The sequence below is a fragment of the Nocardioides sp. S-1144 genome (assembly GCF_005954645.2).
Taxonomy (GTDB): Bacteria; Actinomycetota; Actinomycetes; order Propionibacteriales; family Nocardioidaceae; genus Nocardioides; species Nocardioides dongxiaopingii.
Genome location: NZ_CP040695.2, coordinates 2,137,019 through 2,156,603, shown reverse-complemented (window position 1 = coordinate 2,156,603; position 19,585 = coordinate 2,137,019). Strand labels below are relative to the sequence as shown.

The following is a 19,585-nucleotide window of genomic DNA, read 5'->3' as shown; positions in this document are numbered from 1 at the left end:
GAGTGGCTACTGCCCGCCCTTCTGGATGAACGACTTCACGAAGTCCTCGGCGTTGGACTCGAGCACCTCGTCGATCTCGTCGAGGATGTCGTCGACGTCGCTGTCGAGGGCGTCCTTGCGCTCGGCGACGTCGGTCTCCGGAGCCACCTCGGTGGTCTCCTCGGTCTCCTGCGACCTGCGCGGCTGCTTCTGCTCCTGGGCCATGCCTCGACCCTACTCAGTGGGTGGGACAACCTCGACGCACGCCCGGCCGCGCGGCGGCTCAGCGGCGGGTGAGGGCGGTGAAGAGCTGCTCGGCGGTGTCGCAGCGGTCGAGCAGCTCGCCCACGTGGCTCCGGCTGCCGCGCAGCGGGTCGACGGTCGGGACGCGCTGGAGCGACTCGCGCCCGGGGAGGTCGAAGATCACCGAGTCCCACGACGCGGCCGCGACGTGCTCGGCGTACTTCTCCAGGCACCGGCCGCGGAAGTAGGCGCGGGTGTCGGTCGGGGGGTCGTGCATCGCGTCGTCGACGAGGTCGGGGGCCAGCAGCCGCTCCATGCGGCCACCGGCGACCAGCCGGTGGTAGAGCCCCTTCTCCGGGCGGATGTCGGAGTACTGGAGGTCGATGAGCTGGAGCTTGGCGTCGTCCCAGTCGAGGCCGTCGCGCGAGCGGTACTGCTCGAGGAGCTTGAGCTTGGCGACCCAGTCGAGCTCGCCGGCGCACGACATCGGGTCGCGCTCGAGCCGGTCGAGCACCGACTCCCAGCGGGCCAGCACGTCGACGGTCTGGGCGTCGGCGTCAGCGCCGAGGCGGTCCTCGACGAACTTGCGGGCCAGGTCGAGGTACTCCAGCTGGAGCTGGACGCCGGTGAGCCGGCGCCCGTCCTGGAGGGTGACGGTCCGGCGCAACGTCGGGTCGTGCGAGATGGCCCGGAGCCCGGCGACCGGGCCCTCGATGCTCAGGTCGCCGGAGATGAACCGATCCTCGATCATCGCCAGCACCAGGGCCGTCGTGCCGACCTTGAGGTAGGTCGAGACCTCCGAGAGGTTCGCGTCGCCGATGATGACGTGCAGCCGGCGGTACTTCTCGGGGTCGGCGTGCGGCTCGTCGCGGGTGTTGATGATCGGTCGCTTGAGCGTCGTCTCGAGCCCGACCTCGACCTCGAAGAAGTCGGCGCGCTGGCTGATCTGGAAGCCGTGCTCGCGCCCGTCCTGGCCGATGCCGACGCGACCGGCCCCCGCGACGACCTGGCGGCTGACGAAGAACGGCGTGAGGTGCCGCACGATGTCGCCGAAGGCGGTCGAGCGGCGCATCAGGTAGTTCTCGTGGGTGCCGTAGGAGGCGCCCTTGTTGTCGGTGTTGTTCTTGTACAGCAGGATCTGCGGCGCCCCGGGCAGCTGGGCGGCGCGCCGGGTGGCGTCGAGCATCACCTGCTCGCCGGCCTTCTCCCAGCGCACGGCGTCCAACGGGGTGGTCACCTCGGGCGTGGCGTACTCGGGGTGGGCGTGGTCGACGTAGAGCCGGGCGCCGTTGGTGAGGATGACGTTGGCCAGACCGAGGTCCTCGTCGGTGAGCTGGCTGGCGTCGGCGACGGCCCGCGACATGTCGAAGCCGCGCGCGTCGCGCAGCGGCGACTCCTCCTCGAAGTCCCAGCGCGCGCGGCGGGCGCGCACCGTGGACGAGGCGTAGGCGTTGACGACCTGCGAGGAGGCCACCATCGGGTTCGCGGTGGGCTGCCCGACGACCGAGATGCCGTACTCGACCTCGGTGCCCATCACCCTGCGGACGCTCATGTCGTCGAGCCTACGGGGTGGTCCGGTCCTCCTCGCGCAGCCGCGGCTCGGTGGTGAGCTCGGGGCGGAAGCCGGTCTTGTCGGCGTAGAACGCCCGGATCCGGTCCATGTCGGAGCCGACGTCGCCGGTGAGGTCGAAGGTCGGGCCCCAGCCGACGGTCCGCGAGGGCCGGTCGAGGAAGGCCAGGGTGACCGGGATGCCGGTCTGCCGGGAGATCCGGTAGAAGCCGGACTTCCAGTAGTCGCTCCTGCTGCGGGTGCCCTCGGCGGCGATGCCCAGCAGGAACGTCTCGCTGCCGGCGTCCGCGAGCAGCGCCCGGATCGTGGCCCCGGGGTTCTTGCGGTCGAGCTCGACGGCACCGGTCGCCCGCATCAGGACGCCGAGCGGGCCCTTGAAGAAGGAGTGCTTGACCAGCAGCCGGATCTGCACCGAGCTGTCCCAGGCGAGCAGCATGGTCAGCACCCAGTCCCAGTTCGACGTGTGCGGTGCGCCCACGAGGATGCCGCGCTGCGGCACCTGGCCCGACGTCCGCCACCGGGTGAGCCGCAGGACGCCGCGGGCGAGGGTACGGCGGACGAGGAAGGGGCGGGCCATGCCGTGAAGGTACCGGCCGGTCGCCCCCGGACCGCACCCACCCGTAGGGTCGCCCGCGTGTGGACCGAGCGGGTGGTGCCCCGGCTGGTCGACCGCGCGCTGCGCGGCCGCGAGATCGGCGAGCTGCGGGCCGAGGTGTGCGCCGGCCTGGGCGGCGAGGTCCTCGAGCTCGGCTTCGGGGGCGGGTTGAACCTGCGCCACCTGCCCGCCGCGGTCAGCCGGGTCGACGCGGTCGAGCCCTCCGACCGGGGCTGGGCGATCTCGGGACGGCGGCGGCGGCGTCACGACGTGGAGGTCCGGCGGGTCGGGCTCGACGGACAGCGCCTCGCCGCCGGCTCGCAGGCCTACGACCACGTGCTGTGCACGTTCACCCTGTGCACCATCCCCGACCCGCTCCTCGCGCTCGCCGAGGTGCACCGCGTGCTGCGACCGGGCGGGACGCTCGCCGTCCTCGAGCACGGCCTGGCACCCACGCCGCGCACCGCCCGTTGGCAGCGCCGGCTCGACCCGGTGCAGCGCCGGGTGGCCGGCGGCTGCCACCTCTCGCGCGACGTCGCCGGCCTGCTGGAGCAGACCGGGTTCGACACCGTCGCGCTGGTGGAGGGGTACCTGCCCGGCGCGCGGTCCCCGTGGACCTACGGGTACCGCGGCCGGGTCGGCGTCGCGTCGTGAGGACTGCCTACAGGTACTGACCGGTGTTGGCGACCGTGTCGATGGACCGGCCCGGCTCGGTGCCCTGCTTGCCGGTGATGAGGGTGCGGATGAAGACGATCCGCTCCCCCTTCTTGCCCGAGATCCGCGCCCAGTCGTCGGGGTTGGTCGTGTTGGGCAGGTCCTCGTTCTCCTTGAACTCGTCGACGCAGGCCTGGAGCAGGTGCGAGACGCGCAGACCGCGCTGCTGGTGGTCGAGGAGGTCCTTGATCGCCATCTTCTTGGCCCGGTCGACGATGTTCTGGATCATCGCGCCGGAGTTGAAGTCCTTGAAGTACAGGACCTCCTTGTCGCCGTTGGCGTAGGTGACCTCGAGGAAGCGGTTCTCCTCGGTCTCGGTGTACATCCGCTCGACCGTGGCCCGGATCATCCCGGCGACGGTGGCGTCGCGGTCACCGCCGAACTCGGCGAGGTCGTCGGCGTGCAGCGGCAGCGAGGCGGTGAGGTACTTGCTGAAGATGTCGCGCGCACCCTCGGCGTCGGGCCGCTCGATCTTGATCTTCACGTCGAGCCGGCCGGGGCGCAGGATCGCCGGGTCGATCATGTCCTCGCGGTTGGAGGCACCGATGACCAGCACGTTCTCGAGCAGCTCGACCCCGTCGATCTCGCTGAGCAGCTGCGGGACGATGGTGTTCTCGACGTCGGAGGAGACCCCGGAGCCCCGGGTGCGGAAGAGGGAGTCCATCTCGTCGAAGAAGACGATGACCGGCGTGCCCTCGCTGGCCTTCTCGCGCGCCCGCTGGAAGACGAGGCGGATGTGCCGCTCGGTCTCGCCGACGTACTTGTTGAGCAGCTCGGGGCCCTTGATGTTGAGGAAGTAGGACTTGCCCTCCTGCCCCGTCCTGGCTGCGACCTTCTTGGCCAGGCTGTTGGCGACGGCCTTGGCGATCAGGGTCTTGCCGCAGCCGGGCGGGCCGTAGAGCAGCACGCCCTTGGGCGGCTTGAGCTCGTGCTCGACGAACAGCTCGGGGTGCAGGTAGGGCAGCTCGACCGCGTCGCGGATGGTCTCGATCTGGCCGAAGAGGCCGCCGATGTCGCTGTAGTCGATGTCGGGGACCTCCTCCAGCACGAGCTCCTCGACCTCGGACTTCGGCACCCGCTCGTAGACGTAGCCGGAGCGGGAGTCGAGCAGCAGCGAGTCGCCGGCGCGCAGCTTGACCGCGCGCAGCGGCTCCGCGATGCGGACCACGCGCTCCTCGTCGGCGTTCGCGATGACCAGGACGCGGTCGCCGTCGGCGAGCACCTCCTTGAACATCACGACCTCGCCGACCTGCTCGAAGTCCATCGCGGCGACGACGTTGAGGGCCTCGTTGAGCATGACCTCCTGGCCGCGGCGGAGCCCGTCGAGCTCGACGCCGGGGCTCACGTTCACCCGCAGCTTGCGCCCGCCGGTGAAGACGTCGACCGAGTCGTCGTCGTTGCGGGCCAGGAAGGTGCCGAAGCCGGCCGGCGGCTGCGCCAGGCGGTCGACCTCCTCCTTCAGCTTCGTGATCTGGTCGCGGGCCTCGCGCAGCGTCTGGGCCAGGCGCTCGTTCTGCGACGTCACCGCGGCCAGGGACCGCTGTGTGTCGCCGAGGCGCAGCTCGAGACCGCGGGAGCCCACCGGCCCGTCGGCCAGCCTGCGCCGCAGGTCGGACACCTCGGACTCGAGGAGCCGCACCTGCGCGATCAGCTCGTCGGCGTTCCTGTCGCTACCGCTCCTGCTGGAACCGTCACCCATGCTCGACATGCGGCTCACCTCCTGTGCTGGCGACCCTACCCGCGCCCCCGCACCGCGGAAGGCGACGACCGGCCGGGGAAGATCACATTTGGGTCACCGGTCGCCCGGCGGCCCACCGGGAGCAGCGCGTGCGTAGCGACGCGCGAAGTTGCCGAGCAGCCGCATCGGGTGCCGGACGTCGACGGCCCGGCCCGCGGCCCGCAGCGTGCCGGCCTCGGCGGGGTCGAAGTAGCCGAACGTCGCGTAGGTGTCGATCCGGGTCTCGAGCCCCTCGAGGTCGAGCTCGGGGTGGAACTGGGTCGCGTAGACGTGCCGGCCCACGCGGAAGGCCTGGACGGGGCAGGCCGGCGACGTGGCCAGCAGGACCGCGTGCGCGGGCAGCCGGGCCAGCGCCTCCTTGTGGCCGCCGTAGGCCGCGAAGTCGCGCGGGACCCCGGCCATCAGCGGGTCGGCGAGCCCCTCCTCGGTCAGCGTCACCGCGAGCGGCCCGACGGGCTCGGGGTGCGAGCGGTCGACCAGCCCGCCCTGGTGGTGCCCGAGGGTGCCGATGCCGTAGCAGGCGCCCAGGAAGGGGAAGTCCGCCGCGACGACCCGGTCGAGGAGCGGCCACAGGTCGGCCTCGGCGCGCTGCTGGGCCGCTGACTTGCCCGCCGGCTCGTCGGACCACGTGAACGAGCCCCCGCCGAGCAGGATGCCGGACCAGTCGTCGAGCGTGACGTCGACCGGGTCGACGCCGAGCTGGAGGCGCGGGAGGTCGGCCTGGTCGACGCCGAGGAAGCGCGCGAACGCGGCGTGCTCGTCGGCGGCCGCCGCCGGCTCGGCCCGGATCGACAGCAGCAGGAACGGCCTCACCCGGCCGACTCCTCCGAGGGTGGCTGGTCGGCCGGGACCTCGAGCGGGATGCCGTCGGGGCGCGGGCCGGTGTAGTCGACGCCGTAGGCACCGGGGGCGGGGCGCCGCTTCTTCATCGGCGCCTTCTGTCCCGGCGCCATCCGGCGCGCGGTCACGAGGAACGCCGTGTGGCCGATCATCTTGTGCCCGGGGCGGACGGCGAGGCCCTCGACGTGCCAGTCGCGCACCAGCGACTCCCACGCCTGCGGCTCGGTGAACCCGCCGTGCACCCGCACCGTCTCGGTGAAGCGCGACAGCTGGGTGGTGGTGGCCACGTAGGCGCAGACGATGCCGCCGGGCCGCAGGGCGCCGGCCGCGGCGTCCAGGCACTCCCACGGCGCGAGCATGTCGAGGATGACCCGGTCGCACTGCTCGCCGGAGGCCGGCAGCGCCTCGGCGAGGTCGCCGAGGGTCAGGCTCCACGCCGGGTGGTCGCCACCGAAGAACTGGGTGACGTTGCGGCGCGCGACGTCGGCGAACTCCTCGCGGCGCTCGAAGGAGCGCACCCGTCCCCGCGGCCCGACCGCACGCAGCAGCGAGCAGGTCAGCGCGCCCGAGCCGACCCCGGCCTCCACGACGTCGGCGCCGGGGAAGATGTCGACCATCGCGACGATCTGGGCGGCGTCCTTGGGGTAGACCACGGCCGCGCCGCGCGGCATCGACACGACGAACTCCGACAGCAGCGGCCGGAACACGAGGTACTCGCCGCCGGTGGAGGCGGTCACGGTGAACCCCTCCTCGCGACCGATCATCTCGTCGTGCTCGACGTGGCCGCGGTTGGAGAAGAACCGCTTGCCGGGCTCCAGGCAGAAGTTGTGGCGCCGGCCCTTCGCGTCGACCAGGCGCACCCACTCCCCCACGCGCAGGGGTCCGCGGTGCACTCCGGACCAGGCTTCCTCGGGGACGTCGGGGGTGGTGGACACCGCGGAACCGTATCCGGTGCGGCCGTCCGCGGCGCAGTCGCCAGCGCCGTCAGCGCGCGCCGGCCCGACCCGACGCCCCCGGCCGGACCAGCCGGTCGAGGTCGCGCAGGGCCAGGACGCCGCGGAGCCCGCCGCCGGCGTCCAGCAGCAGGTAGGCCGCCGCCGGACGCCGCTGGACCGCCGAGAGCAGCGCGTCGCCGCTCACGTCGACGGCCAGGCAGAGCCCGTCGTCGAGCGGCTCGGCGAGGGCGGCCGTCGCGACCCACGGACGCCGCTCGGCCGGGGTCGACTCGACGCCGGCGTCCGGCACCAGCCCGAGTGGCCGGCCGGTGGCGTCGACGGTGACGATGCCGCCGGCGTCGATCTCGGCGGCGCGGCGCAGCGCCTCCGCGAGCGGCAGGTCGGGCGGCACCGTGAGCGCGGGGCGGGCCAGGTCGGCCAGGACGACGTCGCCCAGGCGCAGCCGCATCCGGTTCACCGCGATCTCCTGCGTGGCGACCGTCCACAGCAGGAGGGCCAGGGCGCCGCAGACGAGGAAGTCCGACAGCCCCGGCGGTGTCCCGAGGAGCGGTTGGCGCAGGGCCGGCGCGAGCAGCAGCAGCACGGCGGTCACCCGGCCGCCCCACGCGGCGGCGAGCGCGCCGCGGCGCGGCGACCCGACGATCCGCCAGGCGAGGGCCTTGACCATCCGGCCGCCGTCCAGGGGCGGGGCCGGGACGAGGTCGAGCAGCCCGAGCACGAGGTTGGCCACGACGAGCGCCTCGAGCGCGAGGGCGAGCACCCCGTCGTCGACGACCAGCCGGCCGCCCAGGGCGGCCAGGCCGAGGGCGAGCGAGGCCAGCGGCCCGACGACGGCCGTCGTGAACTCCTCGCCCGGCGTCCGCGCCTCGCCCTCGACCGACGTGCGTCCGCCGGTCACGCTCAGCGCGACCGACGACACCCGGTGGCCGTAGCGGCGCGCGACGGCCGCGTGCGCGCACTCGTGCACCAGCGCGGCGACGTAGACCAGCACCCCGACCAGGGCGCCGGTCGCGTAGGCCCACGTCCCGAGCCCGGGGACGACGTCCTCGGCTCGCGGGGCGAACGCGACCGCCAGCAGCGCGACCACGACGAGGCAGGACGCCGACACCAGCACCGGCACGCCCCCGACGCTGGCCACCCGGACCGTGCCGGGCGGGGTCCCGGCTGCACGCGTCATGTCGGAAGGGTAGTCGCGCCGTCGGCGCGCGGACTGTCCGCGCCGCCGCCTACGCTGGCGCCATGGGCATCACGGCGATCGGCACCGGTGTGGCCGACGACGCCGACGGCGGGTCGCCGGCCGAGCGGCTCTCCACGAGGGTCGACGGCGTCGAGGTGCTCGGTGCGCTGTCGCCGAGCCGGGCGGCCGACTTCCTCACCTGCCCGCTGCTCTACCGGTTCCGCACCGTCGACCGCCTCCCGGAGCCGCCGTCGGTCGACGCGATGCGCGGCACCGTGGTGCACCAGGTCCTGGAGGACATCTTCGACCTGCCCGCCGCCGAGCGGACGCCCGAGCGGGCGCAGGCGATGGTGGCGCCGGTGTGGGAGCAGATCCTGCTCGACCACCCCGAGGCCGCGCTCATGTTCGCCGACCCCGACGGTGCGCCCGGTGGCGCGCCCGGTGCTGTCACCGGTGCTGCCCCCGACGCCGCCCGGTGGCTGGTGAGCTGCCGCGACTCCGTGCGCCGCTGGTACGACCTCGAGGACCCCCGCCGGCTCGAGCCCGCCGAGCGCGAGCTCTACGTGGAGGCGCTCCTGGAGTCCAAGCTGCTCCTGCGCGGCTTCATCGACCGGGTCGACGAGGCTCCCGACGGCGCGCTCCGGCTCAACGACTACAAGACCGGCAAGGCGCCCCGCGAGGGCTTCGAGGGCCGTCCGCTGTTCCAGCTGAGGTTCTACGCGCTGGCGCTGTGGCGCAGCCGTGGCGTCGTCCCCCGGGTGCTCCAGCTGGTCTACCTCGGCAGCGGCGAGGTGATCACCTACGAGCCCGACGAGCACGACCTGCTCGCCACCGAGCGCAAGGTCGAGGCGGTGTGGCGCGCCATCACCCACGCCCAGCGCACCGGTGACTGGCAGCCCTCCCGCGGCCCGCTCTGCGGCTGGTGCGCCCACCAGGCGCTCTGCCCGGCCTGGGGCGGCACGCCGCCACCCCTGCCCGAGCCGAGCGCCACCGCGCCCCCTCAGCCCGGGGCGGGGGCGTCCGGGCTCGAGCCCTCCGGGTAGAGAACGCACGCCACGTCGACGCCGCCGGCCCGGCGCAGCGGCGGGTCGACGCCCTCCTCGAACTCCACGACGACCTTCGACCCGTCGCTCTCCATCGACCGGACGCCGTTCCAGAGCGGCTCGTCGGGGTTCTCCGCGCGCACGCCCTCCATCAGCCGCAGGACGGCGGCGGGGTCGCCCTTGCCGAGGGTCGCCGTCTTGGACGGGGTGTCGAGGTGCTCGAGGTCGCCGACGAGGCGGCGCTCGGTGTCGAAGTCGGTGCCGCGCTCGGTCCAGTGCTGGTCGAGGACGACGCGCAGGTCGCGCGACTCCCAGCCGCAGGTCGCCACCGCCTCGGGGCAGCGGGGGTGGAACGAGCAGCCCAGGGGCGGCTCGGCGGCGTCCGGGATCTCACCGCGCGGGAGGTCGCGCGGCAGCATCCGGTCGGGGTCGGGGTCGGGGATCGCCTTGAGCAGCGCCTTGGTGTACGGGTGCCGCGGGTTGGCAAAGATCTCCTCGGTCGGCCCGATCTCGACGACCCGGCCGAGGTACATGATCGCGATCCGGTCACAGAAGTACTTCGCACTGGCCAGGTCGTGGGTGATGTAGACGTAGCTGAGCCCGAGGTCGCGCTTCAGGTCGAGCATCAGCTGCAGGATCTTGGCCCGCACGCTCATGTCGAGCATCGAGATTGGCTCGTCGGCCACGAGGACCTCCGGGTCGAGGATGATCGCCCGGGCGATGACGGCGCGCTGCTTCTGCCCGCCCGACAGGTCCGAGGGGTACTTCGAGGCGAACCGCTCCACCGGCGCGAGGCCGACCCGCTCGAGGGCCTCGTGGACCCGGCGCCGCAGCTCGGCGCCGCGGGCGATCTTGTGGACCACGAGCGGGTGCCCGACCGCCTGCTCGATCGTCATCGACGGGTTGAGCGCCGCGCTGGGGTCCTGGAAGACCATCTGGACGTCGGTGCGGAGCCGGCGCAGCTCGGCGCCCTTCATGTGCGACACCAGCCGCTCGCCGTCGCGCCCGCGGTAGGTGATCGAGCCCTGGGTCGACGGCGCCAGGCCGAGCAGCGCCCGTCCGAGGGTCGTCTTGCCGCTGCCGGACTCGCCGACCACGCCCAGCACCTCACCGCGCTGGAGCTGGACGGTGACGCCGTCGAGCGCCTTGACGGTGCGGGTGCGGAGGCCCAGGACCCGCGCCAGGGCACCGCCCTGGAGCCGGTAGTGGACCTCGAGGCCGTCGGTCTCGATGACCGGGCCGGGGGGCACGTCGGGACCGCCGTCGCGGGACAGGTCGGGTGACTCAGGCTTCGTCGGCAACGGAGATCGCCTCTCTCGGGAGCGGGCGGCGGGCGTCCTCGTCGAGCTGGCGCCCGTGGGCCACCTCGGCGGCCCAGCAGGCCGCCCGGATGCCGCCGGGCAGGTCGCGGGGCGCCGGCTCGGTGGTGGCACAGATCTGCATGGCGTCGGGGCACCGGGGGTGGAAGTGACACCCGCTCGGCGGGTCGGTCAGGTCGGGAGGAGCGCCGTCGATGAAGTTCAGCCCGGTCGTCGACAGCGAGATGGTCGAGCGCAGCAGCTCGCGGGTGTAGGAGTGCTGGGGCCTGGAGAAGACCTCCCGCGCCGGCCCGATCTCCACGATCTTGCCGGCGTACATCACCGCGACCCGGTCGCAGGCCTCGGCGACGATCCCCAGGTTGTGGGTGATCAGCAGCATCGAGGTGTCGTAGGTGGCGCGCAGGTTGTGCAGGATCCGGATGATCTGGGCCTCGACGAGCACGTCGAGCGCGGTCGTCGGCTCGTCGGCCACCACGAACGCCGGGCGCAGCACCAGGGCCAGCGCGATCATGATCCGCTGCCGCATGCCACCGGAGAACTCGTGCGGGTAGGCCCGGAACCGGGTGGGCGGGATGCCCATGACCCGCAGCGCCTCGAGGGAGCGCTGCTCCACGTCGGCCTTGCTGATCCGGCGCTCGTGGGCGCGCAGGGTCTCGGCGAAGTGGTCGCTGATCCGCATCATCGGGTTCAGCCGGGTCAGCGGCTCCTGGAAGATCATCCCGAGCTCGCTGCCGCGCATCCGGTACTGCTCCTTGCGGCGCAGGCTCAGCATGTCCCTGCCCTGGAAGCGCAGCTCGCCGTCGCGGGCGGCGCCCTCGGGCAGCAGCCCGAGCAGGCCACGCCCCAGGGTCGACTTGCCGCAGCCGGACTCCCCCACCAGCCCGAGGATCTCGCCGGGCCGCAGGTCGAAGCTGACGCCGTCGACGGCGCGGACGGGTCCTCGGTCGGTGCCGTACCAGACCCGCAGGTCGCGGGCCTCGAGCACCGGACCGCCCGGCTTCGCCGGGGTCTGGTCCTTGGTCAGGCTGGTCATCGGGTGACCTCCGGGTCGGTGGTGTCGCGGGGCGGGAGCGTCACCTTCTGGAGCCGGCGACGACGCAGCGCCGGGTTGAGGGTCTCGTTGAGCCCCTCGCCCACGAGCGTGAGGCCGGTGACCAGCAGGATGATCGCCAGCCCGGGCCACAGCGCCGGGGCGAAGTTGCCGGCCGAGACGTCGTCGAGCGCGCGGCTGAGGTCGTAGCCCCAGTCGGAGGCCTCGTTGGGCGCGATGCCGAGCCCCAGGAAGCCGAGCGCGGCGAGCGTCCCGAGGGCGTCGGCGGCGTTGAGGGTGCCGATCACCGGCACCGACTGCACGACGTTGCCGAACAGGTACTTGCGCATGATCGTGGCCGGCTTCGCGCCGATCGCCTTGGCCGCCTCGACGTAGGTGGCCTCACGGGCCGCGACCGTGGTGTTGCGCACCACCCGGTAGTACTGCGGGATGTAGATGGCGGTCAGCGACAGCGCCGCGGCGACGATGCCGCCGCCGATCCGCTCGCGCAGCATGAACGAGAAGACGATCGCCAGCAGCAGGGACGGGAACGAGTAGAGCGCGTCCATCAGGAACAGCGTGATCCGGTCGAACCAGCCGCCGACGTAGCCGGAGACCAGGCCGAGCAGCACCCCGACGATGGCCGACAGCACGATCGAGAGCAGGACGACGAGCACCGCCGTCCGGGCGCCCCACACGACGCGCGAGTAGATGTCGTAGAACTGGTCGTTGGTGCCGAGCCAGTGGTCGCCGGACGGCGAGGCCAGCTTCGGGAACTTCACCCCGTCGACCTTGGTCTGGTTGAAGTCGTAGGGGGCGATCCACGGCGCGCACAGCGCGAACAGCAGGAACACCGCGGTGATCAGGATGCCGGCCAGCAGGATCCACCGGGCCATGCCCTTGGTGTTCCAGATGGTCGAGACGAAGCGGGGGGCGCGCATCAGTACCTCACTCGCGGGTCGACGAGGGCGTTGAGGATGTCGACGAGGAGGCTGACCACGACGATGGCCAGGGCGAAGAAGGTGACCAGCCCCTGGATCGCGATGTAGTCGCGCGCGGTGATGTAGTCGACGAGGGTGTCGCCCAGGCCGGGCCAGTTGAACGTCCGCTCGGTGAGGATCGCCCCGGACAGCGTCAGCGCGAACTGGAGGCCGATGACGGTGATCACCGGGACCAGCGCGTTGCGGAACGCGTGCTTGCGGATGACCTGGCGCTCCGGGATGCCCCGGGCGCGCGCGGCCTCGACGTAGTCGTCGCCCAGCGTGCGGATCAGGTTGACCCGGACGAGCCGGATGATCACGCCCGACAGCAGCAGGCCGAGCGTGAAGCAGGGCAGCACGTGGTGCTGGAGGATGTCGACGATCGAGATCCGGTCGTTGGCGATGATCGCGTCGAGCAGGAGGATCCCGGTCTTGTCCGGCACGTAGAAGATCGTCTCCGGGTCGGCGATGCCGAACGTCGGCCACCCCGGGACGTACTTGACGACGAGGCCGACCAGCATCAGCCCCACCCAGAAGACCGGGGCGGCGTAGGAGACGACGCCGAAGAGCCGGATGCCGGCGTCCAGCGGGGTGTCGCGGCGCCGCCCGGCGATCCGGCCGAGCGGGATGCCGATCAGGCAGGCGAAGAGGAACGCGCCCACGGTGAGGGTGAGGGTCGCGCCGCCCTGGGCCTGGATGATCTCCAGGACCGGCCGGCGGTCGCTGATCGTGGTGCCGAAGTCGAACCGGGCCGCGTCGCCGAGGTACTCGAGGTACTGCACGATCATCGGTCGGTCCAGCCCCAGCGCTGCGCGCCGGGCGTCGAGCTCCTCGGGGCCGAGCTTGTCGCCGACCGCGGCGGTGACCGGGTCACCCGGGGCCACCCGCAGCAGCAGGAAGACGAGGGTCAGCAGCACCCACATCATCGGGATGACCAGCAGCAGCCGGACGAGGATGTAGCGGGGAAGCGACCCGGACGCGGCGCTCATGGGCCTCCTGTCGGGACCGTGACCGGTCTCGGTGGGTGGGTGGGACAGCCGCCGGACGTGGCACGGCCGGGGGTGTCAGCGATGCTGGCTGCCGACGCCCCCGACCGGTCCGGACCGGCGAGTGGGCTACTCGCTCTTGCTGATGCCCCAGAAGCGGAAGATGTAGGTCGGGTCGAGGGTCTCCTCGACGCCGCTCATCTTGCCGGTCGCCACGGCGACGTTCTGGCCGTTCCACGACGGGATCAGCGGGACGTCGTTGGCGGTGAGGTCCTGCAGCTGGCCGATCTGCTCGTCGCGCTTGGCGGTGTCGGTCTCACCGAGCTCCTGGTCGAGCAGCGTGTTGACCTCGGGGTTCGAGTAGCCGTTCTCGAAGAACCCACCGTCGCGGATGAACGGCGTCAGGTAGTTGTCGGCGTCCAGGATGTCGGGGTACCAGCCGAGGATGAAGAGGTCGTAGGCGCCCTCCTTGTAGAGCGTCTGGTACTCCTCCCACTCGGCGTCGGCGAGCTCGACCTCGAACAGGCCGCTCTCGTTGAGCTGGTCGGCGAACTCGGTGGCCTCGTCGACGGCGTTGGGGCCGTAGTGGGTCGGGGTGTAGCCGAGGGTGATCTTCACCGGGGTGGCCACGCCGGCGTCGTCGAGGATGGCCTTGGCCGCGTCCACGTCGGGGGCGTCGCCGTAGACCTCGCCGAAGGAGTCCTTCTGGCCGGCGAAGCCAGGGGGGACGATCGACAGCGACGGGGTGACGGTGCCGTCGTAGGCGTTGTCGGCGATGGCCTGACGGTCGATGAGCTGGGCCGAGGCCTGGCGCACGGCGACGTCCTTGCCGGGACCGCCCTTGCCGGTCTGCCACACCCAGTAGCGGAACTCCGAGCCCTCGCCGCGCAGCACGTCGACCTTGCCCTCGTCCTCGAGGGAGTTCAGGTCGGTCGGGCTGAGCGTGCGCCAGGCGATGTCGACCTGCTCGGAGGCGATCGCGGTGCGCAGGGCGGCCGGGTCGCTGAAGTAGGTGACGAAGATCTGCGGCGCCGCACCGGCCCGCTCACCGTCGTAGGACTCGTTGGCGACGAGCACGGCCTGCTCGCCCTTCTTGAACGACTCGAGCGCGTAGGGACCGGAGCCGATGACGGCGTCGTCGGCGGCCAGCTCGTCGGCCGGGAACGACTCCTCGTCGACGATCGACGTCGTCGCGGTCGACAGGAGCTTGAGGAACGTGGTGTCGGGCTGGTTGAGGTTGAAGACCACCGTCAGGTCGTCGGGCGTCTCGATCGCCCCGTCGGCCAGCGCCTGGTTCTCGGCGTCGCCGTTGCTGATCGAGCCGAGCAGCACCGAGGAACCGTTGGGGTCGTTGATCTCGAGGTTGCGCTGGAGCGAGAACAGGACGTCGGAGGACGTCAGCTCGTTGCCGTTGGAGAAGGTCAGGCCCTCGCGCAGCGTGCAGGTGATCGTCTGCGGGTCGTCGTAGTCGCACGACTCGGCGGCGTCGCCGACGGGCTCGTCGGCGCCGGCGGGGATCGTGAGGAGCTGCTCGAAGATGTTGTACTGCATGTTCCACGAGCCGAAGTCGTAGGAGCCGGCCGGGTCCATGGCGGTGACGGACTCGGTGGTGCCGAGCGTCCAGGGCGCGCTGGAGCCGGCGTCGTCGGACTCCCCGCCGCTCCCGCTGCTGCCGCCGTTGCCGCTGTCGGTCTCCCGCTCGCCGTCACCGCACGCGGCGAGGGTGACGATCAGGGCACTGGCACCGGCGAGTGCCAGGAGCTTGCGTGGGCGATTCACGTTGCGTCGACCTCCAGGGGGTGTGAGCAGAACCCCGGCAACGTACTCCCCCCGTGTCGCCCGCGTCACCCTCGACGGCGCTCCACCGGGTCGCGAATTGGCAACAATCCGTCTCGCCGGCGCCGGGAGGGGCCGCAGCATCTCCGGCGGGTCGTCCTCAGACCGGCAGGAGGTACGCCGCCAGGTCGTCGGTGGAGAGGTCCGTCAGGGTGTCGGCGAAGACCCGCCGCTCCCCCGGAGCGACCGGCACGTGGTGCGGCACGACGAGCACGGTGCACCCGGCGGCCTCGGCCGAGCGGGCGCCGGTCGGCGAGTCCTCGATGGCCAGGCAGTCCGCCGCGTCGACGCCGAGCAGCCGCGCCGCGGTGAGGTAGGGCTCGGGGTCGGGCTTGCCGCGCGCGACCTGGTCGCCGGTGACGACGGCCTGGAACGAGCCCGCCGGCAGGTGCTCGAGGATCGGCGCGACGAACCGCTCGTAGGACATCGTCACCAGGGCGCACGGCACGCCGTCGGCACGCAGCGAGGAGAGCAGCTCGCGCCCACCGGGGCGCCACGGCACCTCCTGCGCCACCAGCCGCACGACGCCGTCGAGCATGATCTCGACGATCTCCTCGGGCGGCAGGTCGAGCGGCATGTGCTCGCGGATGAACCGCCCCGAGGCGAGCAGGTCGCTGCCCACCAGCTCGAGCGCCAGCTCGTGGCTCCACGTGCCGCCGTAGCGCTCGGCCATCGCGAACTCGGTCTGGATCCAGTAGGGCTCGGTGTCGACCAGGGTGCCGTCCATGTCCCACAGGACGGCGGCGGGCCGCGTCGTCACGCTCAGTCCTCCGGCTCGTAGCCCAGGTTCGGCGAGAGCCAGCGCTCGGCCTCGGCCACCGTCCAGCCCTTGCGGGCCGCGTAGTCGGCGACCTGGTCGCGGCCGAGGCGGCCCACGACGAAGTACTGCGACTGGGGGTGGCTGAAGTACCAGCCCGACACCGAGGCGCCCGGCCACATCGCCATCGACTCGGTGAGGGTGATGCCGGTCGCCTCCTCGACGTCGAGGAGGTCCCACAGGGTGAGCTTCTCGGTGTGGTCGGGGCAGGCGGGGTAGCCCGGCGCGGGACGGATGCCGTCGTACTTCTCCGCGATCAGGTCGGCGTTGCTGAGCTGCTCGTCGGGCACGTGGCCCCAGAACTCGGTGCGGACCCGCTGGTGCAGCCGCTCCGCGAACGCCTCGGCGAGCCGGTCGGCCAGCGACTCCAGCAGGATCGCGCTGTAGTCGTCGAGCTCGTCGCGGAACGCCTTGACCCGCTCCGGCAGGCCGATGCCGGTCGTCACGGCGAAGCCACCGACGTGGTCGGCCACACCGGCGTCCGCGGGCGCGACGAAGTCGCCGAGCGACTTGTGCGGAATGCCCTGGCGGTGCTCGCCCTGCTGGCGCAGGTGGTGCAGGACGGCGCGCACCTCGGTGCGGTCGTCGCCCGCGTAGACGAGGGTGTCGTCGCGGCAGTCGGGGTCCGCGGCGGCCGGCAGGAAGCCGTACACGCCGCGGGCGGTGACCCACTTCTCGCCGATCATCCGGTCGAGCATCACCTGCGCGTCGTCGTAGAGCCGGCGCGCCGCCTCGCCGGCGCTGGGGCTGTTGAGGATGTCGGGGAACTTGCCCTTCATCTCCCAGGCGTTGAAGAACGGCTGCCAGTCGATGTAGTCGCGCAGCTCGGCGATGTCGTAGTCGTCGAGCACGTGGATGCCGGGCTGCTTGGGGCTGGGCGGCACGTACGTCGTCCAGTCGACCGGCGTCGCGTCGGCCCGGGCGGCGTCGAAGGAGACCAGCTTGCGGTCGCCCTTGTTGGCGTGCCGGGCGCGCAGCGCGTCGTAGTCGGTCTTGACGCCGGCCATCAGCGTCTCGCGCTTGGTCTCGTGCAGCAGCGCGGCCGCGGTCGGGACCGAGCGCGAGGCGTCCTTGACCCAGACGACCGGGCCGTCGTAGCGCGGGTCGACCTTGACGGCCGTGTGGGCCCGCGAGGTCGTCGCGCCGCCGATGAGCAGCGGGATCGTCAGGCCCTGGCGCTGCATCTCGGTGGCCAGGTTGACCATCTCGTCGAGGGAGGGGGTGATCAGGCCGGAGAGCCCGATGATGTCGGCCTGCACCTCGGCCGCGGTGTCGAGGATCTTCTGCGCCGGCACCATCACCCCGAGGTCGATGACCTCGTAGTTGTTGCACTGCAGCACCACGCCGACGATGTTCTTGCCGATGTCGTGGACGTCGCCCTTGACGGTGGCCATCACGATCGTGCCGTTGGTCTCCTTGTCGCTGGTCGAGATCCCGCCGGCCGCGACGAAGTCGGCCTTCTCCTGCTCGATGAAGGGGATCAGGTAGGCGACGGCCTTCTTCATCACCCGCGCCGACTTCACGACCTGCGGCAGGAACATCTTGCCGGCGCCGAACAGGTCGCCGACGACGTTCATGCCGTCCATCAGCGGACCCTCGATGACCTCGATCGGCCGGCCGCCGCGCTCGGCGATCTCCTGGCGCAGCTCCTCGGTGTCGGACTCGACGTGGGCGTCGAGGCCCTTGACCAGGGCGTGGGTGATCCGCTCGCCGACGGGCAGCTCGCGCCACTCCTCGGTCGCCGCCTCGACGACCTGGCCCTTCTTGTTGTGGGCCTCGGCGATCTCGAGGAGCCGCTCGGCGGCGTCGGGGCGACGGTTGAGGACGACGTCCTCGATCCGATCGCGCAGCTCGGGCTCGACCTGGTCGTAGACGACCAGCGCCCCGGCGTTGACGATGCCCATGTCGAGGCCGGCCTCGATCGCGTGGAACAGGAACACCGCGTGGATCGCCTCGCGCACCGGGTTGTTGCCCCGGAAGGAGAAGCTGACGTTCGAGATGCCGCCGGACACCTTCGCGCCCGGCAGGTTCTGCTTGATCCAGCGGGTGGCCTCGATGAAGTCGAGCCCGTAGGAGGCGTGCTCCTCGATGCCGGTCGCGACGGCGAAGACGTTCGGGTCGAAGATGATGTCCTCGGCCGGGAAGCCGACCTCGTCGACCAGGATCCGGTAGGCCCGCTCGCAGATGGCCTTGCGGCGCTCGAGGTTGTCGGCCTGGCCGTCCTCGTCGAAGGCCATCACGACCGCGGCGGCGCCGTACTTGCGCACCAGCTGCGCCTGCTCGCGGAAGCGCTCCTCGCCCTCCTTCATGGAGATCGAGTTCACGATGGCCTTGCCCTGGACGTTCTTCAGGCCGGCCTCGATGACCTCCCACTTGGAGGAGTCGACCATGACCGGGACCCGGCTGATGTCGGGCTCGCTGGCGATGAGCTTGGTGAAGCGGTCCATGGCCGCGACGCCGTCGATCATGCCCTCGTCCATGTTGACGTCGATGACCTGCGCGCCGTTCTCGACCTGCTGGGAGGCCACCGCGAGGGCGGCGTCGTAGTCGCCGTCCTTGATGAGGTTGCGGAACTTCGCCGAGCCGGTGATGTTGGTGCGCTCTCCGACGTTCACGAACAGGCTGGACTCGTCGATGGTGAACGGCTCGAGCCCCGACAGTCGCATGGCCGGCGCGACGACGGCGCGCTCGCGGCGGGTCTTGCCCTCGACGGCGGACGCGATCGCGGCGATGTGGTCGGGCGTGGTGCCGCAGCAGCCGCCGGCCATGTTGACGAACCCGGCCTCGGCGAACTCGGCGAGCATCGCCGCGGTCTCCTCGGGCGACTCGTCGTACTCGCCGAAGGCGTTGGGCAGCCCGGCGTTCGGGTAGCAGGACACGAAGGTGTCGGCGAGCCGGCTCATCTCCGCGATGTAGGGACGCATGTCCTTGGCGCCGAGCGCGCAGTTGAGGCCGACGGCGAGCGGGCGGGCGTGGCGCACGGAGTCCCAGAACGCCTCGGTCACCTGGCCCGAGAGGGTGCGGCCGGAGGCGTCGGTGATGGTGCCGGAGATGACGACCGGCCACCGGCGTCCCTGCTCCTCGAACAGGGTCTCGACGGCGAAGATCGCGGCCTTGGCGTTGAGGGTGTCGAAGATCGTCTCGATGAAGATCAGGTCGGACCCGCCGTCGACCAGGCCGCGCGCCGCCTCCAGGTAGGCCGCCACCAGGTCGTCCCACGAGACGTTGCGGGCCCCGGGGTCGTTGACGTCGGGGCTGATCGAGGCGGTGCGCGTCGTGGGGCCGAGCGCCCCGGCGACGTAGCGCGGCCGCCCGGTCCGCTCGGCGACCTCGTCGGCGACCCGCCGCGCCAGGCGCGCGGCCTCGACGTTCAGCTCGCGGGCGAGGTCCTGCATGCCGTAGTCGGCCAGCGAGACCCGGTTGGCGTTGAAGGTGTTGGTCTCGATCATGTCGGCGCCGGCCTCGAGGTACTCGCGGTGGATGCCGGCGATGATGTCGGGCTGGGTGAGCGTCAGGAGGTCGTTGTTGCCCTGCAGGTCGCTGGGCCAGTCGGCGAACCGGTCGCCTCGGTAGCCGGCCTCGGAGGGGCGGTCACGCTGGATCGCCGTCCCCATGGCGCCGTCGAGCACCACGATCCGTTCCTGCAGCAGGGCAGTCAGCTCGTCGGTGGCGTCGGGACGCAGGTCGGACAACGGCTCTCCTCGTGATGGCTCGGACTACGAGCATGCGGTGCGCCGTCCGGGTCCTGGACAGCCTGCCCAA

The 19,585-nt window shown here is 71.9% G+C and carries 16 protein-coding genes; 2 read left to right on the top strand and 14 right to left on the bottom strand.

All coding sequences use genetic code 11. The features are described from left to right. Positions 1-6: 6 nt before the first annotated feature. From FE634_RS10155 to FE634_RS10145, 3 genes are read right to left on the bottom strand one after another with little or no spacing between them, the layout of a single operon-like run. Entirely contained in the window at positions 7-204 is a 198-nt protein-coding gene (locus FE634_RS10155) for a ubiquitin-like protein Pup (protein ID WP_134766031.1), read from the bottom strand. 58 nt (positions 205-262) lie between these two features. After that, positions 263-1,774 carry a depupylase/deamidase Dop gene (gene dop, locus FE634_RS10150; RefSeq protein WP_138875798.1) on the bottom strand — a complete coding sequence of 504 codons (1,512 nt, stop codon included), beginning with the start codon at positions 1,772-1,774 and terminating at the stop codon, positions 263-265. A gap of 10 nt (positions 1,775-1,784) precedes the next feature. Next, on the bottom strand, positions 1,785-2,369 hold the full coding sequence (locus FE634_RS10145; RefSeq protein WP_138875797.1) for a 1-acyl-sn-glycerol-3-phosphate acyltransferase: 585 nt from the start codon (positions 2,367-2,369) through the stop codon (positions 1,785-1,787). A 57-nt stretch (positions 2,370-2,426) separates the two neighbouring features. Between FE634_RS10145 and FE634_RS10140 the strand changes: the two genes are divergently transcribed. Further along, the gene (locus tag FE634_RS10140) at positions 2,427-3,041 is read left to right on the top strand and encodes a class I SAM-dependent methyltransferase (RefSeq protein WP_138875796.1); all 615 of its coding nucleotides are present in this window, start codon (positions 2,427-2,429) and stop codon (positions 3,039-3,041) included. Positions 3,042-3,048: 7 nt separating this feature from the next. Here the strand turns inward: FE634_RS10140 and arc are convergent, their stop codons facing one another. The 4 genes from arc to FE634_RS10120 all read right to left on the bottom strand — a co-directional run bounded on the left by arc (position 3,049) and on the right by FE634_RS10120 (position 7,812). Continuing rightward, entirely contained in the window at positions 3,049-4,800 is a 1,752-nt protein-coding gene (gene arc, locus FE634_RS10135; RefSeq protein ID WP_212721388.1) for a proteasome ATPase, read from the bottom strand. A 93-nt stretch (positions 4,801-4,893) separates the two neighbouring features. Further along, positions 4,894-5,652: a glutamine amidotransferase gene (locus FE634_RS10130; protein ID WP_138875795.1), complete on the bottom strand. Its 759-nt coding sequence runs from the start codon at positions 5,650-5,652 to the stop codon at positions 4,894-4,896. Next, the gene (locus FE634_RS10125; protein ID WP_138875794.1) at positions 5,649-6,614 is read right to left on the bottom strand and encodes a tRNA (adenine-N1)-methyltransferase; all 966 of its coding nucleotides are present in this window, start codon (positions 6,612-6,614) and stop codon (positions 5,649-5,651) included. The genes FE634_RS10130 and FE634_RS10125 overlap by 4 nt, the downstream gene beginning before the upstream one ends. Before the next feature lie 49 nt (positions 6,615-6,663). Then, positions 6,664-7,812 carry a site-2 protease family protein gene (locus tag FE634_RS10120; RefSeq protein ID WP_138875793.1) on the bottom strand — a complete coding sequence of 383 codons (1,149 nt, stop codon included), beginning with the start codon at positions 7,810-7,812 and terminating at the stop codon, positions 6,664-6,666. Positions 7,813-7,874: 62 nt separating this feature from the next. Between FE634_RS10120 and FE634_RS10115 the strand changes: the two genes are divergently transcribed. After that, positions 7,875-8,855: a RecB family exonuclease gene (locus tag FE634_RS10115; protein ID WP_148240558.1), complete on the top strand. Its 981-nt coding sequence runs from the start codon at positions 7,875-7,877 to the stop codon at positions 8,853-8,855. On the opposite strand, the gene FE634_RS10110 is transcribed toward FE634_RS10115, so the two are convergent. From FE634_RS10110 to metH, 7 genes are all read right to left on the bottom strand, one after another. Further along, positions 8,813-10,156, bottom strand: coding sequence for an ABC transporter ATP-binding protein (locus tag FE634_RS10110; RefSeq protein WP_138875792.1), 1,344 nt, complete (start codon positions 10,154-10,156; stop codon positions 8,813-8,815). The genes FE634_RS10115 and FE634_RS10110 overlap by 43 nt on opposite strands. After that, complete coding sequence (locus FE634_RS10105; protein ID WP_137291865.1) at positions 10,140-11,207, bottom strand: ABC transporter ATP-binding protein; 1,068 nt, start codon at positions 11,205-11,207, stop codon at positions 10,140-10,142. The genes FE634_RS10110 and FE634_RS10105 overlap by 17 nt, the downstream gene beginning before the upstream one ends. Continuing rightward, positions 11,204-12,145, bottom strand: coding sequence for an ABC transporter permease (locus FE634_RS10100; protein WP_137291866.1), 942 nt, complete (start codon positions 12,143-12,145; stop codon positions 11,204-11,206). The genes FE634_RS10105 and FE634_RS10100 overlap by 4 nt, the downstream gene beginning before the upstream one ends. Next, positions 12,145-13,173 (bottom strand): ABC transporter permease, encoded by a 1,029-nt coding sequence (locus tag FE634_RS10095; RefSeq protein ID WP_137291867.1) that lies wholly within the window; start codon positions 13,171-13,173, stop codon positions 12,145-12,147. Before FE634_RS10095 ends, FE634_RS10100 begins: the two co-directional genes overlap by 1 nt. A gap of 126 nt (positions 13,174-13,299) precedes the next feature. Continuing rightward, positions 13,300-14,949, bottom strand: coding sequence for an ABC transporter substrate-binding protein (locus FE634_RS10090; protein WP_187366874.1), 1,650 nt, complete (start codon positions 14,947-14,949; stop codon positions 13,300-13,302). Positions 14,950-15,106: 157 nt separating this feature from the next. Beyond that, positions 15,107-15,766, bottom strand: a complete 660-nt coding sequence (locus tag FE634_RS10085; RefSeq protein ID WP_262347644.1) for an HAD family hydrolase — start codon at positions 15,764-15,766, stop codon at positions 15,107-15,109. Between the two features lie 2 nt (positions 15,767-15,768). After that, the gene (gene metH, locus FE634_RS10080) at positions 15,769-19,437 is read right to left on the bottom strand and encodes a methionine synthase (RefSeq protein ID WP_262347666.1); all 3,669 of its coding nucleotides are present in this window, start codon (positions 19,435-19,437) and stop codon (positions 15,769-15,771) included. Positions 19,438-19,585: the final 148 nt, after the last annotated feature.